This is a genomic window from Acidovorax sp. CF316, assembly GCF_000276605.1.
Lineage (GTDB): Bacteria > Pseudomonadota > Gammaproteobacteria > Burkholderiales > Burkholderiaceae_C > Acidovorax.
Window position 1 is genome coordinate 1 of record NZ_AKJX01000040.1, and the last position, 21,433, is coordinate 21,433.

The 21,433-nt window shown below is 68.2% G+C and carries 17 protein-coding genes and 1 pseudogene; 10 read left to right on the forward strand and 8 right to left on the reverse strand.

Translation table 11 applies throughout. From position 1 onward, the window contains the following. Window positions 1-671: pseudogene (locus tag PMI14_RS05085) on the forward strand (MFS transporter); the annotation flags it as partial. A 128-nt stretch (window positions 672-799) separates the two neighbouring features. Here the strand turns inward: PMI14_RS05085 and PMI14_RS05090 are convergent. Further along, a complete protein-coding gene (locus PMI14_RS05090) occupies window positions 800-1,462 on the reverse strand; it encodes an NAD(P)H-dependent oxidoreductase (protein ID WP_007850651.1) in 663 nt (220 codons plus the stop codon). Between the two features lie 233 nt (window positions 1,463-1,695). On the opposite strand from PMI14_RS05090, the gene PMI14_RS05095 reads away from it, so the two are divergent. Together PMI14_RS05095 and PMI14_RS05100 are read left to right on the forward strand one after the other, a co-directional pair. Further along, window positions 1,696-3,879 carry an ATP-binding protein gene (locus PMI14_RS05095; protein WP_007850654.1) on the forward strand — a complete coding sequence of 728 codons (2,184 nt, stop codon included), beginning with the start codon at window positions 1,696-1,698 and terminating at the stop codon, window positions 3,877-3,879. Further along, window positions 3,866-4,528, forward strand: coding sequence for an RluA family pseudouridine synthase (locus PMI14_RS05100; RefSeq protein ID WP_007850656.1), 663 nt, complete (start codon window positions 3,866-3,868; stop codon window positions 4,526-4,528). Before PMI14_RS05095 ends, PMI14_RS05100 begins: the two co-directional genes overlap by 14 nt. Here the strand turns inward: PMI14_RS05100 and PMI14_RS05105 are convergent. Further along, window positions 4,525-5,421, reverse strand: coding sequence for an EamA family transporter (locus PMI14_RS05105; protein WP_007850657.1), 897 nt, complete (start codon window positions 5,419-5,421; stop codon window positions 4,525-4,527). The genes PMI14_RS05100 and PMI14_RS05105 overlap by 4 nt on opposite strands. A 69-nt stretch (window positions 5,422-5,490) precedes the next feature. Between PMI14_RS05105 and PMI14_RS05110 the strand changes: the two genes are divergently transcribed. The 4 genes from PMI14_RS05110 (at window position 5,491) to PMI14_RS05125 (ending at window position 9,182) form a co-directional block, all read left to right on the forward strand. Continuing rightward, window positions 5,491-6,033 (forward strand): MarR family winged helix-turn-helix transcriptional regulator, encoded by a 543-nt coding sequence (locus tag PMI14_RS05110; RefSeq protein WP_007850659.1) that lies wholly within the window; start codon window positions 5,491-5,493, stop codon window positions 6,031-6,033. 4 nt (window positions 6,034-6,037) lie between these two features. Then, window positions 6,038-6,811 (forward strand): SDR family NAD(P)-dependent oxidoreductase, encoded by a 774-nt coding sequence (locus PMI14_RS05115; protein WP_035202428.1) that lies wholly within the window; start codon window positions 6,038-6,040, stop codon window positions 6,809-6,811. A gap of 34 nt (window positions 6,812-6,845) precedes the next feature. Further along, entirely contained in the window at window positions 6,846-8,030 is a 1,185-nt protein-coding gene (bktB, locus tag PMI14_RS05120; RefSeq protein ID WP_007850664.1) for a beta-ketothiolase BktB, read from the forward strand. 168 nt (window positions 8,031-8,198) lie between these two features. Continuing rightward, the gene (locus tag PMI14_RS05125) at window positions 8,199-9,182 is read left to right on the forward strand and encodes a tripartite tricarboxylate transporter substrate binding protein (protein ID WP_007850666.1); all 984 of its coding nucleotides are present in this window, start codon (window positions 8,199-8,201) and stop codon (window positions 9,180-9,182) included. 66 nt (window positions 9,183-9,248) lie between these two features. Here the strand turns inward: PMI14_RS05125 and PMI14_RS05130 are convergent, their stop codons facing one another. The 3 genes from PMI14_RS05130 to PMI14_RS35840 form a co-directional block, all read right to left on the reverse strand. After that, on the reverse strand, window positions 9,249-9,686 hold the full coding sequence (locus PMI14_RS05130; protein ID WP_007850667.1) for a universal stress protein: 438 nt from the start codon (window positions 9,684-9,686) through the stop codon (window positions 9,249-9,251). 201 nt (window positions 9,687-9,887) lie between these two features. Further along, a complete protein-coding gene (locus PMI14_RS05135; RefSeq protein WP_007850669.1) occupies window positions 9,888-10,649 on the reverse strand; it encodes a 2OG-Fe dioxygenase family protein in 762 nt (253 codons plus the stop codon). Between the two features lie 96 nt (window positions 10,650-10,745). Then, entirely contained in the window at window positions 10,746-13,697 is a 2,952-nt protein-coding gene (locus tag PMI14_RS35840) for an EAL domain-containing protein (RefSeq protein WP_304412189.1), read from the reverse strand. A gap of 164 nt (window positions 13,698-13,861) precedes the next feature. Here PMI14_RS35840 and PMI14_RS05145 point away from each other — a divergent pair, with 164 nt between their 5' ends. After that, complete coding sequence (locus PMI14_RS05145) at window positions 13,862-14,233, forward strand: PilZ domain-containing protein (RefSeq protein WP_007850674.1); 372 nt, start codon at window positions 13,862-13,864, stop codon at window positions 14,231-14,233. Window positions 14,234-14,289: 56 nt separating this feature from the next. Here PMI14_RS05145 and PMI14_RS05150 read toward each other — a convergent pair whose 3' ends face one another. Further along, the gene (locus tag PMI14_RS05150) at window positions 14,290-15,981 is read right to left on the reverse strand and encodes a long-chain fatty acid--CoA ligase (protein WP_007850676.1); all 1,692 of its coding nucleotides are present in this window, start codon (window positions 15,979-15,981) and stop codon (window positions 14,290-14,292) included. Window positions 15,982-16,350: 369 nt separating this feature from the next. On the opposite strand from PMI14_RS05150, the gene PMI14_RS33365 reads away from it, so the two are divergent. Continuing rightward, the gene (locus PMI14_RS33365; RefSeq protein ID WP_007850678.1) at window positions 16,351-17,727 is read left to right on the forward strand and encodes a matrixin family metalloprotease; all 1,377 of its coding nucleotides are present in this window, start codon (window positions 16,351-16,353) and stop codon (window positions 17,725-17,727) included. Between the two features lie 52 nt (window positions 17,728-17,779). On the opposite strand, the gene PMI14_RS05160 is transcribed toward PMI14_RS33365, so the two are convergent. Continuing rightward, window positions 17,780-18,493: a hypothetical protein gene (locus tag PMI14_RS05160; RefSeq protein WP_007850680.1), complete on the reverse strand. Its 714-nt coding sequence runs from the start codon at window positions 18,491-18,493 to the stop codon at window positions 17,780-17,782. A gap of 204 nt (window positions 18,494-18,697) precedes the next feature. Here PMI14_RS05160 and PMI14_RS05165 point away from each other — a divergent pair, with 204 nt between their 5' ends. Continuing rightward, the gene (locus PMI14_RS05165) at window positions 18,698-19,792 is read left to right on the forward strand and encodes a helix-turn-helix transcriptional regulator (protein WP_007850682.1); all 1,095 of its coding nucleotides are present in this window, start codon (window positions 18,698-18,700) and stop codon (window positions 19,790-19,792) included. A 99-nt stretch (window positions 19,793-19,891) separates the two neighbouring features. On the opposite strand, the gene PMI14_RS05170 is transcribed toward PMI14_RS05165, so the two are convergent. Then, on the reverse strand, window positions 19,892-21,433 hold a 1,542-nt coding region (locus tag PMI14_RS05170), incomplete at its 5' end, for a glycoside hydrolase family 18 protein (protein WP_007850684.1).

Consider the following 21,433-nt stretch of genomic DNA (forward strand, 5'->3'; position numbering starts at 1 on the left):
TGGCGGCAGCCGCGCCAGCTGCCGACACGGCGGCACCGCAGGCCGTGCTGGCCTCGGTGGCGCAGGGCCTGGCGCATTTCTGGCGCGATGCCGAGTTGCGCACCTGCTTCCTCTACTGGAGTGCCATCGCCCTGTTCATCATGGGCCCGATCCACATCGCCGTGCCGGTGCTGGCCAGCAGCACGCCCACGCTGGGCGCGGCCGCCTTCGGCACCATGCTGGGCGCCCATGGCGCGGGTACGCTGGCCGGCATGGTGGCCTCGGGCATGTTCCCGCGCCTGCGCGTGGGCAGCCTGGGCCTGACCATCCTGGTCTTCGATGCCGTCATCGGCCTCTTGTTCATCCCCATGGGCATGATCGACGCCACATGGCAGGGCGCTGGCTTGATGCTGGCCATCGGCCTGCTGGGTGGCTTCATGCAGGTGCGCGTGTTCACCTGGATCCAGCAGCGCGTGCCACCCATGCTGATCGGCCGGGCGATGAGCCTGTTCATGTTCATCTTCATGGGCCTGGCGCCGATCTCGGCGGCCGTGACGGGCTGGCTCATGAAGAGCATCACGCTGGCCCAGCTGTTTGCCGCCAGTGGCGGCGCCCTGGTGGTGTTGGTGGCCCTGGCCTTCGTGCTCACGCCGCTGCGCCAGGTCACGGATGCGCCCAGTGCGGTGCGCTGACCTGCGCAGCAACGCAAAAAACCGCCCGGCACCTGGGGTGTCGGGCGGAACGTCTCAGAGACGGCGGAGGAGAGAGAGATGCAGCAACCGCGCCCGGTCGGCCCGCGCGGGCCAGCCGGGGCGTTTCATCACACTTCGGTGACGAACTGTTCGCGTGGGCGGCGCACCTTCTTGAGGTTCACCAGCCAGTCGCCTTCGCTGGCGCGGTAGCCCAGGGGCAGGATGGCGACGCTGCGCAGGCCGCGGGCGTTCAGGTCCAGGATCTCGTCCAGGGCCTTGGGGTCGAAGCCTTCCATGGGCGTCGAGTCCACGCCTTCGAAGGCGGCGGCCATCAGGGCGGCGCTCAGGCCGATGTAGGCCTGGCGGGCGGCGTGCTGGAAGTTCACTTCCGCATCGCGCTGGGGGTACATGCCCAGCAGCATCTGGCGGTAGTTTTCCCAGCCTTCGTTCTTGAAGCCGCGCTGCTCGTTGGTCAGGTCGAACATCATGTTGATGCGCTCGGCCGTGTAGTTGTCCCAGGCGGCGAACACCAGCAGGTGCGAGCCGTCGGTGATCTGTGCCTGGTTCCAGGCGATGGGCTGGATGCGGGCACGCACGGCGGGGTCGGTCACGACGATGATCTCGAACGGCTGCAGACCGCTGGAGGTGGGCGCCAGGCGCGCAGCCTCCAGGATGCGCTCGACCTTGTCGGCCGGCACGCTCTTGGCGGAGTCCATCTTCTTGGCGGCATAGCGCCATTGCAGCTTGTCGAGCAGCGGGTTGGCGACGGTGGTGTGGTCGGCTGTGGTCATGGACAGTGTTCCTGAAGTATCTTGGTTGGGTGGACGGCATCGCAATGCCGATGGATGAACTGTAGAGAACGGGAATGGGTTCGGTAAGGTGCGGCGGGGAAAAGGATTGTTCGGATTCGGACAACAATCGCCCCATCCATGCGCGGTATGGGGACTCCAGGGAGGCTTACACTTGTTTTTTCCTCCCACCTCCCCTCTTCGCGCGGTGCTGCCTTGCTGATCGCCCCCTGTCCATGAGTGAACCGGACCTGTCTTTCCTGGACCCCTCCCGGCGTTCGCCTGCATCCGGTGCAACGGCGGACGATGCGGTCGCGGCCAGCGACGGCACGGCAAGCACTGCGGGCAGCCCCGCCGAGGGCCTGGTGGCCGAGCTGCGCGCCTACCAGGCAGAGCTCGAGAGCCAGAACAAGGTGCTGCGCTACAGCCAGGCCGTTGCCGAGAGCGCCTCGGAACGCTTCGAAACCCTGTTCGCCAGCATGCCGCTGGCGCTGATGGTGATCGACGAGCACGACATGGTGGTGCAGGCCAACTCCATGGCGCACCGCTCGTTCCAGCCCACCGAGCGCGACCGCCCCCTCACGTCCCTGATGCCCTTCGTGAGTGCAGCCGACGTGGACCGGGTACACAATGCCTTCGCCCAGGCCGAGAACCTGGGGCGCAGCGAAGTCAACGAGGTGGTTTTCGACATCGGCGGGGAGCTGCGCATCAAAGGCGATCTGCACATCGCCCACATCGAGGCGCCCCAGGCCGGCGGCGGCCCCCCCGTGTCGCAGTACCTGTGCGCGGTGATCGACCAGGGCCCGCTGCTCACCGAGCGGCGCGCACTGCAGCACAGCGCGCAGGCCCTGCAGCAGCGCAACCAGCAGCTGTATGCCAGCGAGAAGCGGCTGGAGGCGGTGATCAACTCCGCCCTGGACGCCATCATCTGCGTCGACCAGCACCAGCGCATCACCGTGTTCAATCCCACGGCGGCGGCATTGTTCCAGTGCAGCGCCAGCGATGCGCTGGGCAGCCCGCTCGAACGATTCCTGCCCGGTGCGACGCAGGGCCTGACCTTCGCGCAGCTCACCACGCAGGCCATGCTGGGCGAGATGACGGCGCTCACGGCCGGCGGCAAGGAGCTCGCGGTGGAGGTGAGCGTCTCGTTCGAGCGCCATGCCGAGGGCGAGACCACCACCGTGTTCGCGCGCGACCTGACGGGCCGCAAGAAGGCCGAGGCGCACCGCAGCGAGCTGGAGGCGCAACTGCGCGAATCGCACAAGATGCAGGCCGTGGGCACCATGGCCGGCGGCATCGCGCACGACTTCAACAACATCCTTGGCGCCATCCTGGGCAACGTGGAGCTGGCCAAGGCCGACAGCGCCCCGGGCTCGCCCGCGCTGGAGAGCCTGCGCGAGATCGACAAGGCCGGGCGCCGCGCGCGTGACCTGGTGCGCCAGATCCTGACCTTCAGCCGCAACGAGCCGCCCAAGCGCACGGCCGTGCCGCTGGTGGAGGTGGTGCACGACACCGAACGCCTGCTGCGCGTGACCCTGCCCCCGGCCATCGAGCTGCACATGCAACTGCAGCTGGACCTGCCGCCGGTGCTGGCCGATGCCACGCAGGTCGAGCAGGCCCTGCTCAACCTGTGCACCAATGCCATCCACGCCATCGGCGCCGCGCGCGGCAGCATCCATGTGGAAGCCGCCGCCGTGCAGCCCGACCAGCGCCTGAGCGAGCGCCTGGGGCTGGCTGACGGCCACTACGTGGCCCTCGCCGTGCGCGACAACGGGCCTGGCATCGAGGCGGCCACGCTGCAGCGCATCTTCGAGCCCTTCTTCACCACCAAGCCCGTGGGCCAGGGCACGGGCTTGGGCCTGGCCGTGGTGCATGGCGTGATGCGCACGCACGAAGGCGCGGTCGACGTGAGCAGCATCCCGGGCCACGGCAGCCGCTTCACGCTGTACTTTCCGGTGGCACCGGGCAGCACCGAGGCAGCGCCGGCACTGGTACCGCCCCCCGCACCCGCTCCGCTGGCCACGGCGCAGGTCGACCAGCGCAAGCCCCATGTGATGTACGTGGACGACGACCAGGCCCTGGTCTTCCTGGTGCAGCGGTTGCTGCGCCGCCGTGGCTACGAGGTGAGCGGCTACACCGACCCGCACGAAGCCAGCGCCGCATTGCGGGCCGATCCACAGCGCTACGACCTGCTGGTGACCGACTACAACATGCCCGGCTTCGTCGGTACCGACCTGGTGCGCGAAGCGCGCCAGATACGCCCGGACCTGCCGGTGGCCCTGGCATCGGGCTATGTGACCACCGAGATCGAGCAGGCCGCCATGGCCGAAGGCGCGAGCGCCCTGATCCACAAACCCAATGATGTGGAGGAGCTGGTGGCCACGGTGCACCGGCTCATTCACGGCCATGGCGCTGCCTGAAGAGTCCCTGCCCGTGCAGGCACTGCACGAGGACGCGGACATCCTGGTGCTGTACAAGCCTGCGGGCCTGCTGTGCGTGCCCGGCCGCGGGCCGGACAAGCAGGACTGCCTGAGCGCCCGTGCACAGCAGCGCTGGCCCGGCGCACTCATCGTGCACCGGCTGGACCAGGCCACCTCGGGCCTGGTGCTCATGGCGCGGCACATCGACGCCCAGCGCCGCCTGGGCCTGGCGTTCGAGCAGCGCCAGGTGCACAAACGCTACGTGGCGGTGGTGCAAGGACACATGGGGTTGGTCGATGGCGGCACCTGGGCCGATATCGACCTGCCCATTGCCGCCGACTGGGAGCGCCGCCCGCTGCGCGTGATCGACGCGGCGGCGGGCAAGCCCAGCCTCACGCGCTGGCGTGCCGATGCCCACGACGCGGCAGCCCACACCACGCGGTTGCTGCTCGAACCCGTGACCGGCCGCACCCACCAACTGCGCGTGCACCTGGCCGCCGTGGGCCATGCCATCCTGGGCGATGCGCTGTACGCCGATGCCGCCACGCAGGCGTGTGCACCGCGCCTGCTGCTGCACGCGAGCGAGCTGGCGCTGGCGCATCCCGTCACCGGGGAGCCGCTGCAGTTCCATCTGGCGCCAGACTTTTAAGCGGCGCGTTCAGCCTGCCGCGCCATGGCCCATTGCACGGCCAGGATGCTGGCCAGCACCACCACCACCCCCACCAGCGAGGTGCCGCGCAAGGACTGGCCCAGCAGCGCCCAGCCGAGCAGCACCGCCGCCACAGGGCTCAGCAGGCCCAGGGACGACACGGCCACCGAGGGCAGCCGCGCCACGCCGCGGAACCACAGCGCATAGGCCAGCAGCGCGCCCGCAATGCTCAGGTAGGCATAGCCACCCACCTGCACGGCCGTGAGGGCGGGCAGCGGCGGGTCCACCGCCCAGGCCACGGGCAACAGCATGGCGCCGCCAGCCAGCAGTTGCCAGCCCGTGAAGGCCAGCACCGGTAGGCCGCCGGACTGCCAGCGCCGCGCGAAAAAGGTGCCAAAGGCCATGCACACCGTGCCTGCCAGCGCGGCCGCCACGCCTACCATGTCCCATGCGGCGCCGGGGGACAGCAGCAGCGCCGCCATGCCCGCCACGCCGAGCGCCCCGGCCGCCATGGCCAGGGCGGGTGGGCGCCGGTGGTCCACAGCCCAGGTCAGCGCCATCATGAGCAGGGGCCCGATGGCCCCCACCACCGCCGCCACGCCGCCCGGCAGCCGGTAGGCAGCCACGAACAGCAGCGCCTGGAAGACGCCGATGTTGAGCGCCGCCAGCAACAGCAGGCGCGCCCAGCCGCGCCCATCGCCCCAGGCCGGTGCCTGGCGGCACCACAGCACCAGCAGCAGGCCGGCGGGCAGCGTGCGCAGCAGCGCGGCCGTGAAGGGCCGGTCCGGCGGCAGCAGCTCGGTGGTGACGATGTAGGTGGAGCCCCAGATGGCGGGCGCCAGCGCCGTCAGCAAAACATCGCCCCAGGCGACGCGGGAAGTTGTCTCGGTCATGATTTTATCTTCAATTCAAGATAAATCACTGTACCATAAAATCTTGAAATCAAGACAACCTGCACCACCATGCCCGCACCCTCCGCCCCGCCCGACGCCGTGGATGCCATCCTGGCCCAATGGCACCGCGAGCGCCCCGACCTGGACGTCAGCCCCATGGGCCCCATCGGCCGCATCAAGCGCTGCGCGGCCCTGCTGCAGCGCAGGCTCGACGAAACCTTTGAGGAGTTCGGCCTGAGCTTCTGGGAATTCGACATGCTGGCCACGCTGCGCCGCTCGGGCGCGCCCTATTGCCTGGCACCGACCACGCTGTTCTCCACGCTGATGGTCACTTCGGGCACCATGACGCACCGCATGAACAAGCTCGAAGCCAGCGGCTTCGTGGCGCGCCTGCCCAACCCCGAGGACGCACGCAGCATGCTGGTGCAGCTCACGCCCGCAGGGCTGGCGCTGATCGACCGGGCGGTGCAGGCCCATGTGGCCAACGAGCACCGCATCCTCGCCCCCCTGAAGGCCGCCGACCTTGCGGTGCTCGACGCCAAGCTGGCCGTGCTGCTGGCCGCCCTGGAAGCCCCGCCTGCGCCGCAGGCCCGGCATGGCGCAGTACGATAAGGGGATGTCCCAAACCCAACACCTCTTCATCCTCACCGGCGCCTCGCGCGGCATGGGCCTGGCCATGGCCGAGCAGCTGCTGCAAAGCCCCGGCAACACCCTCGTCTGCCTGGCGCGCAACACCCAGGACGCGCTGACCGCCGCCGCCAAGGCCTCTGGCACCACACTCGAACAATGGCAGCAGGACCTCTCGCAAGGTGAGCAGGCCGCCGCCCGCCTCAAGGCCTGGCTCGCCGCGCAGGCCCCGGGCCGGTTTGCCAGCGCCACGCTGATCAACAACGCGGGCACCATCCCACGCATCGCCCCGCTGTCGGAGAGCGATGCCGCCGACCTGGCCAACGCCCTGCGCGTGGGCCTGGAGTCGCCCATGCAGCTCACGGCCGCCTTCCTGCACGCCACCGAGGGCTGGACCGCCACGGCGCGCAAGGTGCTCAACATCTCCTCGGGCCTGGGCCGCAAGGCCATGGCCTCGCAGGCCGCCTACTGCGCGGCCAAGGCCGGCATGGACCACTTCACGCGTTGCGTGGCGCTGGACGAAGCCCACAAGCCCCACGGCGCCAAGGTATGCTCGCTGGCCCCAGGCGTGATCGACACCGACATGCAGGTGCAATTGCGCGGTGCCGCACCCGAGGCCTTCCCGGACCGCCAGAATTTCGCCAACCTCAAGACGGGTGGCCAGCTCACCTCGCCCGCCGACGCCGCCATCCGCGTGCTCGCCTGGCTGGACCGCGCAGACTTCGGCACCAACCCCGTGGCCGACGTAAGAGACGCTCAATAGAACCAACAGACCTCCCTCCAGAAAGGAAACTCCCATGACCCGTGAAGTCGTCGTCGTCAGCGCAGTGCGCACCGCCATCGGCACCTTTGGCGGCAGCCTCAAGGACATCCCGCCCACCGAGCTGGGCGCCCTCGTGGTGCGCGAATCGCTCGCCCGCGCCAACGTGGAAGGCAAGGACGTGGGCCACGTGGTGTTCGGCCACGTGGTGAACACCGAGCCCAAGGACATGTACCTCTCGCGCGTGGCCGCCATCAACGGCGGCTGCAGCGAGAACACCCCCGCCTACAACGTGAACCGCCTGTGCGGCTCGGGCCTGCAGGCCATCGTGAACGCCAGCCAGTCCATCCTGCTGGGCGACGCCGACGTGGCCATCGGCGCGGGTGCCGAGAACATGAGCCGCGCCCCGTTCGCCAGCCTGAACATGCGCTGGGGCGCCCGCATGGGCGACACCAAGATGGTGGACATGATGATCGGTGCGCTGCACGACCCCTTCCACAACATCCACATGGGTGTGACGGCCGAGAACATCGCCGCCAAGTGGGGCATCAGCCGCGAAGACCAGGACCAACTGGCCGTGGAAAGCCACAACCGCGCCGAGCGCGCCACCGAAGCCGGCCTGTTCAAGGACCAGATCGTGCCAGTCACCCTGAAAAGCAAGAAGGGCGACGTGCAGTACGCGACCGACGAGCACTTCCGCCCTGGCGCAACCCTTGCGGACATGGCCAAGCTCAAGCCCGTGTTCCTCAAGGAGAACGGCACGGTGACGGCTGGCAACGCCTCGGGCATCAACGACGCCGCCGCCGCCGTGGTGCTGATGGAAGCCGGTGCCGCCAGGGCGCGCGGCGCCAAGCCCCTGGCGCGCCTGGTGGCCTACGCCCATGCCGGCGTGGACCCGATGTACATGGGCATCGGCCCGGTGCCGGCCACGCAGCTGGCGCTCAAGAAGGCCGGCCTCACGGTGGCCGACCTGGACGTGATCGAGGCCAACGAGGCCTTCGCCGCCCAGGCCTGCGCAGTGACCAAGGACCTGGGCCTGGACCCGGCCAAGGTCAACCCCAATGGCTCGGGCATCTCGCTGGGCCACCCGATCGGCGCCACGGGCGCGCTGATCACCGTGAAGGCGCTGCACGAGCTGCAGCGCGTGCAGGGCCGCTATGCGCTGGTGACCATGTGCATCGGTGGCGGCCAGGGCATTGCCGCGATCTTCGAGCGCATCTGATACCCGGGGGGCTGCCATCGCCACCGGCGATGCTGCCACCCCGCATTGGCAAGGCAGCACCCGCGCCGGATCAGCGATCATGGCGAGGTGCTGGCCCAGATCAGCAGAGTGGAGCGTGCGCCCAAGCGACCGCGCCCAACCATTGAACCGACGGAGACATCTTTCACCATGATTCGCACCCTGATTTCCTTCAGTGCGCTGGCCCTCGCCCTGGGCGCCACCGCCCATGCCCAGGCGCCCGCCCCCGCTGCCGGCTACCCCAACAAGCCCATCCGCCTGATCGTGCCCTTCCCACCGGGCGGCGGCACCGACATCCTCTCGCGCCTGGTGGCCACCAAGCTCACCGAAAGCGCCAAGTGGACCGTGGTCGCCGACAACAAGGCGGGTGCGGGCGGCACCATCGGCATCGGTGAGGCCGTGAAGGCCGCGCCCACAGGCTACGACATCGTGATGGGCCAGAAGGACAACCTGGTCATCGGCCCCTGGCTGTACAAGAACCTGCCCTGGGACCCCACCAAGGACCTGACCGCCGTGGCCCACGTGGCCTACACGCCCGTGGTCATCGCCACCAGCGCCAACTCCAAGTACAAGACCCTGGCCGATGTGATCGCCGCCGCCAAGGCGGCGCCCGGCACCGTCACCTACGGCTCGCCCGGCAACGGCACCTCCATCCACCTGGCAGGCGACCTGTTCGAGAAGGCCGCGGGCGTGAAGCTCAGCCACATCCCGTACAAGGGATCCAACCCCGCGCTCATGGATGCATTGGCCGGCAACGTGGACCTGCTGATGTCCTCCGTGCCCTCGGCCATGGGCCAGATCAAGTCGGGCAAGCTGCGCCCCCTGGCCGTGACCTCGGCCAAGCGCAGTTCCTCCATGCCCGACGTGCCCACCGTGGCCGAATCGGGCTTCAAGGGCTTCGACGTGAGCACCTGGTACGGCGTGTTCGCCCCCGCCGGCACACCGGCCAGCGTGGTCACGGCCCTGAACGCCGAGATCAACAAGCTCCTGGCCACCGAGGACATGAAGGCCGCCATCCACGCCCAGGGCGCCGAGCCCGAAGCCATGTCGGCCGCACAACTCAACGCCTTGCTCAAGGCCGACTACACCAAGTGGAAGGGCATCGTGGAAGCCTCGGGCGCGAAAATCGAATAAGCGCTTTTGCCGCACCCATGAAAAATGGCTCCCTCGGGAGCCATTTTTTTGTCAGGCGCCGAAGGCTCAGGTCCGCACCACCAGCACGGGCACGTGAACGGCACCCAGCACGCGCTGGGTCACGCTGCCCAGCACCAGCTTCTCCAGGCCGCGGCGACCGTGCGATCCCATCACGACCAGATCGGCGCCGGTGCTCAGCACGGCGCTCAAGATGCCATCGTGCACGGTATGGCCTTCACCCACCACGGTGCTGACCTGCACGCCGGCGGCCGCGAGCTCGGTGCGCGCCTTCTCCAGCGCGGCATTGGCTTCTGCCGTGGCGGCGCTCAGGTACTGCGCCTGGCCATAGGCAAAATCGGCGCCCACGCCCGTGAACGGATAGGGATCGACCACGTACAAGGCGGTCACGTCGCTGCCAAAGGTCTTGGCCAGGCCTGCCGCCTTGGCCACTGCCAGCGAGGCAATGTCGGAACCGTCGATGGGAACCAGAATGTGCTTGAACATGGTGTCTTCTCCTTGCATTGAATGCACCCTCGGTGGTGTCCGCAACCAGCTGTCCGCTGGCCCTGGGCGCCGCCTTTGGTGCGATGAGGGACAGTGTGAACCTGCACCATACATCGCATCTTGATCGACATCAAACAGCAAGCGGTCGATCCTGCCATTTGCCCACCATGACGACGCCTTGTCCTACACACGTGGATCGGTCTACCCGACCACATCCGCGCCCTGGAACCCTCCGCGCCGGCAGGTGACCACCAGCGTATCGCGGTAGCCGCCGGGGGCGACGGGCTGGATGGGCGTGGACTCGTGGATCATGCGTGCGTCGTCGAGCAGCAGCAGCGACCAGGGTTCGGTGAGCGTGAAGCGCTGGCCACCAGGGCCGTTGGCCTCGAAGACGCGGGTCTCGCCGCCCTTGATGCCCTCGCGCGCCACCAGGAACACGGCCACCAGGTCCACGCCATCGCGGTGTGCGCCCTCGGGCGTGGGCCGGCCGATGCCGCCTTCGGTGTCGATGCGGAACTGGTGCGCCTCCACGGACCAGGCCTGGGGCACCTGGCCCGGTGCAAACACCGCGTCGGAAACACCGGCCAGTGCCACCAGCAACTGCGACCACGCGGGCTGCGCCACGGTGCCGGCCTCCATGGGCGCAAACCAGCGCTCCATGCCGCCATGCAGTGCGTTGTACTCCACAGGCTGCCAATGCGCGCGGTGCGGTACCTGCTGCACCTGCCCCTGCTGCACCACGAAGCAGGAATGGCGCCGGCGCCGGTAGCGCCCGCCGTCTTTGAGGAATTCGTCGGGCGGCAAGGCCTGCCAATCAGCGTTGAATGCCAGCAGCGCGGACAACGGACAGCCGATCCAGGCCGCCACATCGGCGGGCGAGAGCACGGCGAATCCCGCGCTGTGCAGCTGCGCCGCAGTCCCGGAGGGTGTGGTGAACGGGGGAGAAAAGGTGACTTGGGCCATAGGAGCCCAAGCATAAAGCCTATGCGCCGGCATTGCCCGCAGCCAGCTCGCTCAGGGTGCGCCGGCCAGCAGGGGAGATGATGCAGCGCAAACCGCTCAGACCACCACCTGCGCCGCAATGCGCGGCAGCGCACTGGCTGGCGCCGGACGCCCGAACAGGTAGCCCTGGTAGTGCAGGCAGCCCACGCTGGCCAGCATGTCGCGCTGCTCGAGGGTCTCCACGCCCTCGGCGATCACGCCCAGGTCCAGGCTGTGCGCCAGGTTGACGATGGTGCGGGCAATGGCAGCGTCATTGGGGTCGGTGAGCAGGTCGCGCACAAAGCTCTGGTCGATCTTGAGCTGGTCCAGCGGCAGCCGCTTGAGGTAGCTCAGCGATGAGTAGCCCGTGCCGAAGTCATCGAGCGAAAAGCGCACGCCCAGGGCGCGCAGCGTGGTCATGCGGCGGATGATGTCCTCCACGTCGTCGAGCAGCAGCGACTCGGTGAGTTCCAGCTTCAGGCGCAGCGGGTTGGCGCCGGTGCTCTTGAGCACCTCCACCACCTCTTCCACGAAGTGTGGGTGGCGGAACTGCAATGCGCTCACGTTCACCGCCACCGTCCAGTGGGCGGTGGCCGCATCGTGCCCCCATTCCACCAGCTGCAGGCAGGCGGCCCGCAGGATCCACGCGCCCAGCGGCACGATCAGGCCGCAGGCCTCGGCCACCGGCACGAACTCGGCCGGCGACACCAGCCCGCGTTCCGGGTGCTCCCAGCGCAGCAGCGCCTCGGCGCCCACCATGCCGTGGTCCCGGCTGATCTGGGGCTGGTAGTGCAGCAGGAACTGGCCCTCGCGCAAGGCCTCGCGCAGGCCGGCCTCCAGCGCGGTGCGCGCCGTGACGGCGGCCTGCGTGCGCGGGTCGAAAAAGCGCAGCGTGTTGCGCCCCGCGCCCTTGGCCTGGTACATGGCCATGTCGCCGCGCTTGAGCAATTCGTCCACCGTGGTGTGCGGGTCGGCATACAGGGTGACACCGATGCTGCAGGAGCTGTGGTGCGCATGGCCACCCAGCTGGTAGCTCTGCCCCAGGGCCTGCAGCACCTTGCGGCCCACGATCTCGGCCTGCGATGCGGCCTCGTGTGGCAGCGCGCTCAGGCCCTCCAGCAGCAGCACGAACTCGTCGCCACCCAGGCGTGCCACCGTGTCGCCGTTGCGCACGCAGCCCCCCAGGCGCGCGGCGACCTGGCGCAGCAGCTCATCGCCGATCTCATGGCCCTGGGTGTCGTTGAGGTCCTTGAAGTTGTCCATGTCCACGAACAGTAGCGCGCCGCCCGTGCCTGTGCGGGCGCTGGCGGCCAGGCTGTGCTGCAGCCGGTCGGCCATGAGCCGGCGGTTGGGCAGGCCAGTGAGCGGGTCGTAGAAGGCCAGCAGGCGGATCTCCTCCTCGGCCGCCTTGCGGCTGGAGATGTCGGTCTGCGTGCCCACATAGTGGGTGATGGCGCCCTGCGCCGAGCGCACGGCGGTGATGGTGATCCAGGCCGGGTACACCTCGCCATCCTTGCGCCGGTTCCAGACCTCGCCCTGCCAGGAGCCCACCGACTGCAGGGTCTCGTGCATGGTCCGGTAGAAGGTCTGGTCGTGCCGGCCGGACTGCAGCAACGCCGGGGTCTTGCCCACGAGCTCCTCCACCGTGTAGCCGGAAAGCCGCGCATACGAGGTGTTGGCCTGAAGGATGCACTGATCGGGCCCGGTGACCACCATGCCCTCGAACGACTCGAAGACGATGGCCGCAATCTGCAGCGACTCCGCGACCCCCTGGTGGTCGGTGATGTCGGTGGAAATGCCGCACAGCGCATGGATGCTGCCGTCGGTGTGGCGCAGCGGAATCTTCACCGACAGGTAGGTGCGCACCGAACCATCGTGGAAGGTGTTGGTTTCCTCCACCTCGATGCGCTCGCCACGCTCCAGCACCAGCCGGTCGTTGGCTATCAATTGGTGCACTGTGGCCGCATCGAAGATCGCGCTGTCATCGCCGCCGATCAGGCCATCGGCGGCATCGGGCCGCAGCGCCAGCATGTGCTGGTTGGCATACAAGTAGCGGTGCTGCATGTCCTTGATGTAGATGAAGGCCTCCACACTGTCCAGGATGGTGCCGAACTTGTGCTCACTGGCGGGCCAACGCCGGGATTGCCCGCGTACCCTGCGGCGCCACACGAAAACAGCCAGGACCGCGAGCGCCCCCGCCAACAGCAGTGCCGCCAAGGCCCACAGGGCGGGGCGTCCGATGGCGCTGGCGGGCGGCGCCCCGACCCAGCGGCGCATCACCTGCGCATACGATGCGTCGGACCCGTCGCGCCACTGCGCCGACCGCTTGTCGATGGCGGCCAGCAGTTCGGGGTTGCGGTCCTTGCCGGCGGCGACGTACAGCCCCCCTGGCTGGAGCACGATGCCCGCGTCCACCAGCCCCTGGCCCGGCGCATGGGCCTGGCCGAACAGGTGGTTGGAGATGGCCGCCTCGGCATTATTGCCACCCACGGCACTGAAGGCCTGCTCGGGCGAGTCCACTTCCACCACCATGACCTGCAGCCCGTAGCGGCGCGTCATGGCCAGGAAATGGTCGCGCTGCAGCGTGCCGCGCTGCACGGCCACGCGCTTGCCGTCAAGATCCACCACCGAGCGGATCGGCAAGGACGGCAGCCGGTACACCGCGGACCAGGTGTCCACCAGGGGCAGCGCCGTGAAATCGAACTGCGCCACGCGCGCCTGCGCACGCGGCGCATCGGGCACCAGGTCCAGGCGGCCGTTTTGCAGATCGTCCAGGCAGGCGCGCAGTTCACAGGGCACATAGCGCAGGGTCCAGCGCTCGCGCTCGGCGACCAGGTTGAGCAGGTCCACGAAGATGCCCGCCGGCCGGCCATGCTGGTTCATGAACACGGTGGGCTCGTTGGCATACACCCCCACCCGCACCTCCCGCACCGGTGCAGCCGTGCTGGCGCATACCGGCAGCAGCGCCCACAAGGCACCCACCAGCCAGCCAGCCAAACGGCCCTGCCACCGCAATGTGCGCGAACTCACGATCGGGAATCCCCACAGTGGCTGAAAGCAGTATGTTAACCAAAGGTTGCTAAAACATCCAAAAGTAACCAAAACCTGGGCATGGCGCCTGGAACCCGGGACCGATCTTTTTGCCCGGCTTTCCAGGCCTTGCGGTAGCATGCGTCAAACCCTCGGAGACAGCCATGCCCCACGAACGCCGCCACTACGTCCGTGTCCATTTCGATGCCCCTGCGCTGCTGACCCTGGCAAGCAACGCATTCAGCGTGCATGTGCAGGACCTGTCGCTCAAGGGGGCCTTGATTTCATTGCCCGCGCAGGCGGACGTGCGCGCCGGGATGCTGTGCCAGCTCACCATCCCGCTGCACGACACGGGCAACCACATCGGCATGTCCTGCGAAGTGGCGCACCTGGAGGGGCTGCATACCGGCCTGCTGTGCCGCTCCATCGACCTCGATAGCGTGACCCACCTGCGGCGCCTGATCGAGCTGCAACTGGGCGACCCCGCCTTGCTGGAGCGTGATCTTGCCGAGTTGACCCACAGCGCCGCCCAATAGCAGGGCGCGCGCCCTCCAGGGAAGGGGCGCGGGCTGCCCCGGAGCGCCGTTTTCTGTCAGGCCGGCTCGGCTTCCTGCAATGCGCGCCACATGACCTTGCCGCTGCCGCTCTTGGGCAGGGCATTCACGAACTGCACGATGCGCGGCGCCTTGTACACGGCCATGTTCTCGCGGCACCAGTCGATGACCTGCTGCTCGGTCGTGTCCTGGTGCGAGGGGCGCAGCACCACCACGGCCTTGACGGTCTCGCCGCGGTAGCTGTCGCGGGCCGAGATGATGCAGGCCTCCTGGATCGCAGGGTGGCGGAACATCAGCGCCTCGACCTCGGCTGGCCAGACCTTGAAGCCGCTGGCATTGATCATGCGCTTCAGGCGGTCGGTCAGGAAGAAGTAGCCGTCTTCGTCCATGCGCCCCAGGTCGCCCGAACGGAAGAAACGCTTGCCCTCGAACTCGATGAAGGCGCTGGCCGTGGCGTCGGGCCTCTTCCAGTAGCCCTCGAACACCTCGGGGCCGTGCATGATGATCTCGCCCTGCTCGCCCACGGGCACTTCCTGCAGGGTGTCGGGGTCCACCACGCGGGCATCGGTGCCCACGAAGGGGATGCCCAGGCATTGCTGCTTGGGGTGGTCCGGCGGATTCGAGTGCGAGGGCGCAGCCGTCTCGGTGAGGCCATAGCCTTCCGAATAGCGCAGCCCGTACTGTTCCAGCAGGCGCTGGGCCACGGCCTGCGGCATGGCCGCCCCGCCACCGCCGATGTAGACCAGGCTCGAGAGGTCATAGCTTGCGAAGTTCGGGCTGTTCATCAGGTCGATGACCATGGTCGGGATGTTGGTCCAGTTGGACACCTTGTAGCGCGAGATCAGGCGCCCGGCCAGGTCGCGGTCCCAGCGCGGCATGATCACCAGCGTGGCGCCGGTGTAGATGGCCGCATGCATCACGCTCACCATGCCCGTGATGTGGAACATGGGCACCACCGCCAGCGTGACGTTGTCGACCGAGCCCGTGCCCCACAGCGCGCTGGCCACGGCGTTGTGCATGATGCTCCTGTGCAGGTGCATGCAGCCCTTGGGCAGGCCCGTGGTGCCGCTGGTGTAGGGCAGCAGTGCCAGGTCGGTGGGGCCCACCACCAGCGCGGGCGGCGCTTCGTTGCAGGCCAGCGCTTCGGTGAAGGCGTGCACCGTACCGCCCTCCAGCGCGGGCAAGGGGTGCTGCGTGCACAGCCAGTCCTTCCACGCGTCGGGCGGGGCATCGGGCCCAGCCACCTCGGCGTCGAAGACATCGGTGAATTGCGTCACCACCAGGTGCGCCAGGCGCTCGCCCGGGGCCACGGCATTGCTGGCCTTGGCCAGCTCGGGCGCCAGGTCGGCCGTGGTGAAGGCCACCCTGGTATCGGGGTCGGTGATGTAGTGCTTGAGCTCCTCGGCCCGGTTCATCGGGTTCACCGGCACCACCACGGCATTGGCGCGCAGGATGGCGAAGTGCGCCATCACCAGCTGCGGGCAGTTCTGCATGCACAGCACCACCCGGTCGCCGCGCTGCACGCCCAGCTGTGCGAGCCGTGCGGCCAGCCGCTCGGCGCCTTCCGCCAGGGCCCGGTAACTCACGGAGCTGCCAAAGAACACCAGCGCCGCCTTGTCCGGGTAGCGCCGCGCGTTGATGGCCAGGTTGTCCCACAGCGAGGTGGCTGGCAGGGTGATCGAATGGGGCAGCCGGCGGGGCCAGAAAGCGTAGTGGGGGCGTGTGGACATGGAGGGTGCCAGGGGATGGAGGAGTTCTTCAGCCCCGCAGCCTAGATGCGCCACCGCCGCGCTGCATTGGGGATGCCACTTAGGCCGGGTCGCGCAGGTGACGGCGCCGTGGGTGGTCCATGCGCCGGGGCCGGCAGCACCTCCATCGCCCGAACAGATATGGTGACATTGTGTTTTTCGTCACAGCGCAGCGGTCACCGCGGTGATAAATTCTGTTTGTGCTTGCAAAGGCATGGGATATACCCTGGCATCTGCAACCGCGGCCCGAGGGCAGCTCCGCTGGGGCGGGAACGTCTTCGGCGCGGCATTGTCCAAGGGCACAGGGCAGCCAGTTGCCACCATCCAACCGCCGAGAAATTCGACACCACCATGGCCACCGTTTCCGATCTCCAAAACATCCGCTTCTCGGGCAACTACAAGGCCGATTCCCTGCTGGAGAACCCAGCCCCGTGGAACTTCTTTCCCGATGGCCGCAAGGTGCTGTACTACACCTTCGACGTGAGCGCGGGCAGCGTTGCCGATCAGGATTCGAACACCAACCTGACTTCGTTCAACTCCTCGCAGATGCAGGCGACACGCCAGATCATGGCCTATGCCAGCCAGGTCACGGGCATCACGTTCACCGAAGTGGGCAGTTCGTCCCAGGCAGACCTACATTTCGCGGCGACCAACCTGCAGGGCCGCACGACAGCGGGGCTGAACTCCTCGTTCTACAACTACGGCTACACGGGAGCCACGCAGACGCTGACGTCGCTCAACGCCGAATCGGTGGTCTATCTGGACAACGTGGAGTTCGCCAGCGTCAACAACACGCTCACGGCCGGCGGTCTCGGCTACGAGGTGCTGCTGCACGAGGTGGGCCATGCCCTGGGTCTGGCGCATCCCTTCGACTCCCCACGCCCCCTGCCCTCCGGCGAGGACAACACCAACAACACGGTGATGTCCTATACCGATGCGGGCCCGTACAAGAGCACGTTCCAGGCCTATGACCTGCTGGCGCTGGACTGGATCTATGGCCGCGATGGACTGGGTGGCACCTACGGGTTCAACTCGACCAGTGGCCCGACGCTGACTTTCCCCACGACGCCCACCACCCCGACCACGCCAACGACACCCACCACCCCGACGACGCCCACAACGCCCACCGGCACGGCCGGCGCAGACACCTTCACCAGCACCAGCGCGAACGAGACCTTCAATGGCCTGGGTGGCCTGGACACCCTGGTGGTGCGCGGCAACCGCGGCGACTACGCGCTGCAACCCAAGAGCGGGGGCGGCTGGACGCTGGGCGACGGGGTCCCCAGCCGCGATGGGGTGGACACGCTGCAGCAGGTCGAGCGGATCAAGTTCACGGACGGCTTCGTGGCGCTGGACCTGGACGGCGCTGCAGGCACGACCGCAAAGTTGGTCGGTGCACTCGTCGGCCCCGCCGGGCTGAACAACCGCGGCGTGGTGGGCATCGTGCTCAAGGCGGTGGACGCCGGCTCGACCCCCTTGCAGGTCGCACAGTTCGGCCTCAATGCGCTGCTGGGTGCCTCGGCCACGCCGGAGCAGGTGGTAGGCCTGCTGTACGCCAACCTGGTCGGTTCCGCGGCGGATGCCGCCACCGTCCAGTCGCTGGCAGCCGTCATCAAGTCGGGCGCCTACACCAACGCATCGTTTGCGGTGGCTGTGGCCAACCTGGACCTGAATGCGGCGCACATCAACCTGGTCGGCCTGAGCAGCCAGGGGTTGGAATACCTCTGAAGCGGGCCGGCCCGTCCCAATCAGGGCCGAGCAGCGACAGGCGAATCGCCCCTCATCGGCACTGCGCCAGGCGCGACAACGACGACAGGTAGTCCAGGCGCTGCAGCGGAGGTCGGGCCTGCGCGTCGTAGACGTAGACGCTGGGCTGGTCGAACCGAGGCACGTCGGTGGGGTTGTCGACGTCGGCGCCGACACAGATCGCCCCCTTGGCATAGCAGCGCAGGTGGTAGGGCGATACGGTGGAGGTCATGGTCGGGGTGGTCAGCAACTGGGGCCAGGTTTGTTCCGCCCCGTCGAGCACGCAGTCCAGCGGCTCGGAGACGCCCGTGCCACCCAGTGCCCGGGAAACATAGGCCGCCTGGGGCTTGAAAACGTTCAGCTGGGATCCGCGCATGCCCGGGCCCGACGGCGAAAAGCGCACCAGGGCCGAGCACACGTCCCCTGGCTGCAGCAAGGTGTTGCTGCAGCCATCCGATTCCGCGGGAATGGTGAAATCGGTGGAAATGACCACTCCGCACCCGATCCCGGTGCAGATCGGCGACACGGCGGCAATGGACGAGATCACCGAACCCAATTGCACCGCGGACGGGCCGCGATTGGCCACCTCCAGGATCTGCGTGGCCGATGAGTGCACCGCCACCTTGCCAAACTGGAAGTCCCCTGCAGGTTCAATGATCTCCACCTGGGCATGGGCGGACGACAGGCACGCCAGGGAGAGCACGCCCAGGGCTGCCACGGATCGGCAGAAAAACAGGATCAAAGTCACACAAGCTCCTTGTGCGTGGCAATCGATGGCAGCGCCCACCATGAAAATGGGCCCGAAGATCCACGGCCACCCAAGTTACCCACGAACCCTGCACGGCGCCCCACCCGGGAGGGATGGGGTGTTGCAGGCAGCCCGCATGCCGCGTTGACCAGGTGCGGCGCGGGTTCTAGATTCGCGGCCTTCCGTTCCTGTTTTCAAACCGCCATGCCCTCCCCTCCCCGCCCCGACCGCCACGCCCTCGCGCGCCTGCACCGCATGGCCAGCCTGGAGACGGGTGGCGTGCAGCTCATCGAGCCCCTGCTGCAGGAACTGCGCCGGGTGGTGGGCTTCGACTTCGGCTGCATGCTGTACCCCGGCAGCGATGGCGAGCTGATGAGCTATGCGCAAGAGCCCATGCAGTCGGTGGCGCAGGATTACTTCGATGCGCGCATCCTGCGCAGCGAGCGCCAGGTGCTGGTGCGCAGTCCCCGCGATTTCGGCGAGACCGTGCGCCACGAGCACGGCCCCCGGTTGATGCGCGAGCAGATGGTGGTGTCGATGGCCGAAATGCAGCGCAGCGACTACTACGACGCGGTGATGCGGGCCACAGGCGCCAAGGACTACATGAGCCTGGCCTTGCGCACCGCGCAGGGTGTGGGCCTGGGTGTGATCCATCTGTTCCGCGATGCGGCGGTGCCAGGCTTCACCCCGCAGGACGCAGCCCTGCTGGGCCGGCTGGAGGCCCACCTGGCACGTGCGCTGCAACAGGGCGAGCGCGACACGCAGGGCAGCGAGGTGCATGGCCAGGGGGTGCTGGTCGCCACGCCCCAGGGGCGGCAGATGTGGATCTCGTCCGAGGCCGAGGCGCTGATGCCTCTGGCCTTCGGCTGGCGCTGGCGTCGCGGCGCCCAGTTGCCACCCGCGCTGCAGGAACTGCTGCGGCGGCTCAACGCGCAGCAGCCCGGCGAGATGGCCCTGCCCGCGATGGAACTGTTCACGGCGCAGGGCTGGTTCTCGCTGCGCGCCACGCACCTGGCCCCGGCGCAGCAGGAGCGGCAGGACCGCCAGGCCGTGGCCCTGCACATCACGCGGCGCGTGGCGCGCGGGGTACGGCTGCTGTCGGCGCTGCAGACGCTGGGCCTGCCACAGCGCCAGCACGAGCTGGCCTGGTGGCTGGCGCGGGGCCTGCCCGAATCGCAGATCGCCCAGCGCATGGGCATCAGCCTCAACACGGCCGTGTACCACCGCCGGCAGCTCTACAACCGGCTGGGCGTCATGGGGCGCGACGAGCTGCTGACCCAGATTGGCGGAAAAACGTGAATTAGTTCACGAATGCCCACCAAATAGCCTCTCCCCACAAAAAAAGCCCCCGATGCCAGAAGGCAACGGGGGCTTTTGCATTGCACACAGTGTGGCGGCTCAGGGCACCTGCACGGTCACTGCCGCCGAGCGCGGCCCTTCGTTGCCCGCCGCATCCAGCATGGCCACCTGGTAGCTGTGGTTGCCGCTGGGTGCCGATGCATCGGTGTAGGTCGCACCGCTGGTCACGGTGGCAATGGCCGTCCCGTTGCGGTACACCCGGTAGCCCGAGACACTGGCCGCAATGAAGGACTGCTTGATGGCCTGCATCGGCGGGTTGGTGCCGCCCTGCTGGGGCAGGTAGCCGTAGTTGATGGTCCACACCAGCGTGCCGCCCAGGCCCTGCTCGTGCACCCATTTGCCCTTTTCGGCGATGGAGCGCTCGTCCTCATAGCTCAGGTAGGTGACGGGCGCATCGCTGGCACGCCACCAGGGCTGGCTATAGCTGATGTAGCTTTGCTTGGCCACGTCGTCCCAGTGGTAGGCGGCGCCGGGCTGGCCGAAGGCGTTGTCTTCCCGCAGGCGCCGGTAGTTGTTCACGCCGTCGCCGCCGTTGGAACCGCTGGTCGCGGCCTGGCGCGGGCCGGTGACGGGGTTGTTGTAGAACAGGCCGTACAGACCCACGCCGATGCCCAGCTTGGCACGGGGCACGCCCGCATTCAGGTAGGCCTGCACGGTGGAGGCGATGGAGGTGGGGTGGCTCGGGGCCTCGCCGAACAGGGGTGAGTGGTGCCACGACAGCCAGCCGCCGCCCCAGTCGCCGGCCATGCTGTAGGTCATGAGGTTGAAGCGGTCCACTGCGTGGGCCACCTCCACGTGCCAGGGCAGGATCTCCTGGAAGTTGGTGTTGACCCAGAAGCCGGGCCAGCTGATCTCGAAGGGGTTGGCCTGGTAGCGCGGGCGCTGCTGGGCGGCCGTGCGCAGTTCGCGCAGCAGTGCGAGCGCCTGGGCGCGGCCCTGCTCGGTGTCCAGGTTTTCCTCCCAGTCGATGTCGGCGCCGTCATAGCCCTTGTGCTCGGCCTTGTCGAGGATGTTCTTGATGAAGACCGCGCGGATCTGCGGGTTGGCCGTGGCGGCCATGAAACCGGGGCCGTCGAATTCACCGCCGACCATCATGATGGCCTTGGTGCCTGCAGCATGGGCCTTGGCGATCAGGGCGTCCTCCGCCTGCGTGTGCGCGGTGCCTGCGCCTTCCATCAGCTCGCCCGCGCGCCCGCCGGGCAGGGAGCCCAGGCCCGGCGCATAGCGGCCGAAAATGAAGTGCGTCATGGTGCTCATGTCCACGGCCTCGGGTGGAAAGTCCTCCCAGAACCAGCCGGTGTAGTAGCCGTTGACCCATTTGCCACTCTTCGTCACGGGGTTCCAGTCCAGCCGCACGCCCTGCGGCGTGGCGCGGGCCGTGAGGCCGCCCACCGGCGGGCGCGGGTTGGCGGCATCCACCGCGACCTGGGCCGTGGCGGTGACGCTTTGCCCCGCGCTGTTGGCGCAGCTGAGCGTGTAGGAGGTGCTGGCCTGGGGCTGCACCAGCGCACTGCCCTCTACAGCGCGCGTGCCGCTCCATCCACCCGATGCGGTGCAACTGGCGGCATGGCTCCCCCCCCC

Bases quoted from the DNA above. Each gene is read 5' to 3' on its own strand.
- PMI14_RS05135 (WP_007850669.1), bottom strand. From the start codon at position 10,649: ATGGCCCAAGTCACCTTTTCTCCCCCGTTCACCACACCCTCCGGGACT.
- PMI14_RS05095 (WP_007850654.1), top strand. From the start codon at position 1,696: ATGAGTGAACCGGACCTGTCTTTCCTGGACCCCTCCCGGCGTTCGCCT.
- bktB (WP_007850664.1), top strand. From the start codon at position 6,846: ATGACCCGTGAAGTCGTCGTCGTCAGCGCAGTGCGCACCGCCATCGGC.
- PMI14_RS05105 (WP_007850657.1), bottom strand. From the start codon at position 5,421: ATGACCGAGACAACTTCCCGCGTCGCCTGGGGCGATGTTTTGCTGACG.
- PMI14_RS05145 (WP_007850674.1), top strand. From the start codon at position 13,862: ATGCCCCACGAACGCCGCCACTACGTCCGTGTCCATTTCGATGCCCCT.
- PMI14_RS05165 (WP_007850682.1), top strand. From the start codon at position 18,698: ATGCCCTCCCCTCCCCGCCCCGACCGCCACGCCCTCGCGCGCCTGCAC.
- PMI14_RS05125 (WP_007850666.1), top strand. From the start codon at position 8,199: ATGATTCGCACCCTGATTTCCTTCAGTGCGCTGGCCCTCGCCCTGGGC.
- PMI14_RS05100 (WP_007850656.1), top strand. From the start codon at position 3,866: ATGGCGCTGCCTGAAGAGTCCCTGCCCGTGCAGGCACTGCACGAGGAC.
- PMI14_RS05090 (WP_007850651.1), bottom strand. From the start codon at position 1,462: ATGACCACAGCCGACCACACCACCGTCGCCAACCCGCTGCTCGACAAG.
- PMI14_RS33365 (WP_007850678.1), top strand. From the start codon at position 16,351: ATGGCCACCGTTTCCGATCTCCAAAACATCCGCTTCTCGGGCAACTAC.
- PMI14_RS05110 (WP_007850659.1), top strand. From the start codon at position 5,491: ATGCCCGCACCCTCCGCCCCGCCCGACGCCGTGGATGCCATCCTGGCC.
- PMI14_RS05130 (WP_007850667.1), bottom strand. From the start codon at position 9,686: ATGTTCAAGCACATTCTGGTTCCCATCGACGGTTCCGACATTGCCTCG.
- PMI14_RS05150 (WP_007850676.1), bottom strand. From the start codon at position 15,981: ATGTCCACACGCCCCCACTACGCTTTCTGGCCCCGCCGGCTGCCCCAT.
- PMI14_RS05115 (WP_035202428.1), top strand. From the start codon at position 6,038: ATGTCCCAAACCCAACACCTCTTCATCCTCACCGGCGCCTCGCGCGGC.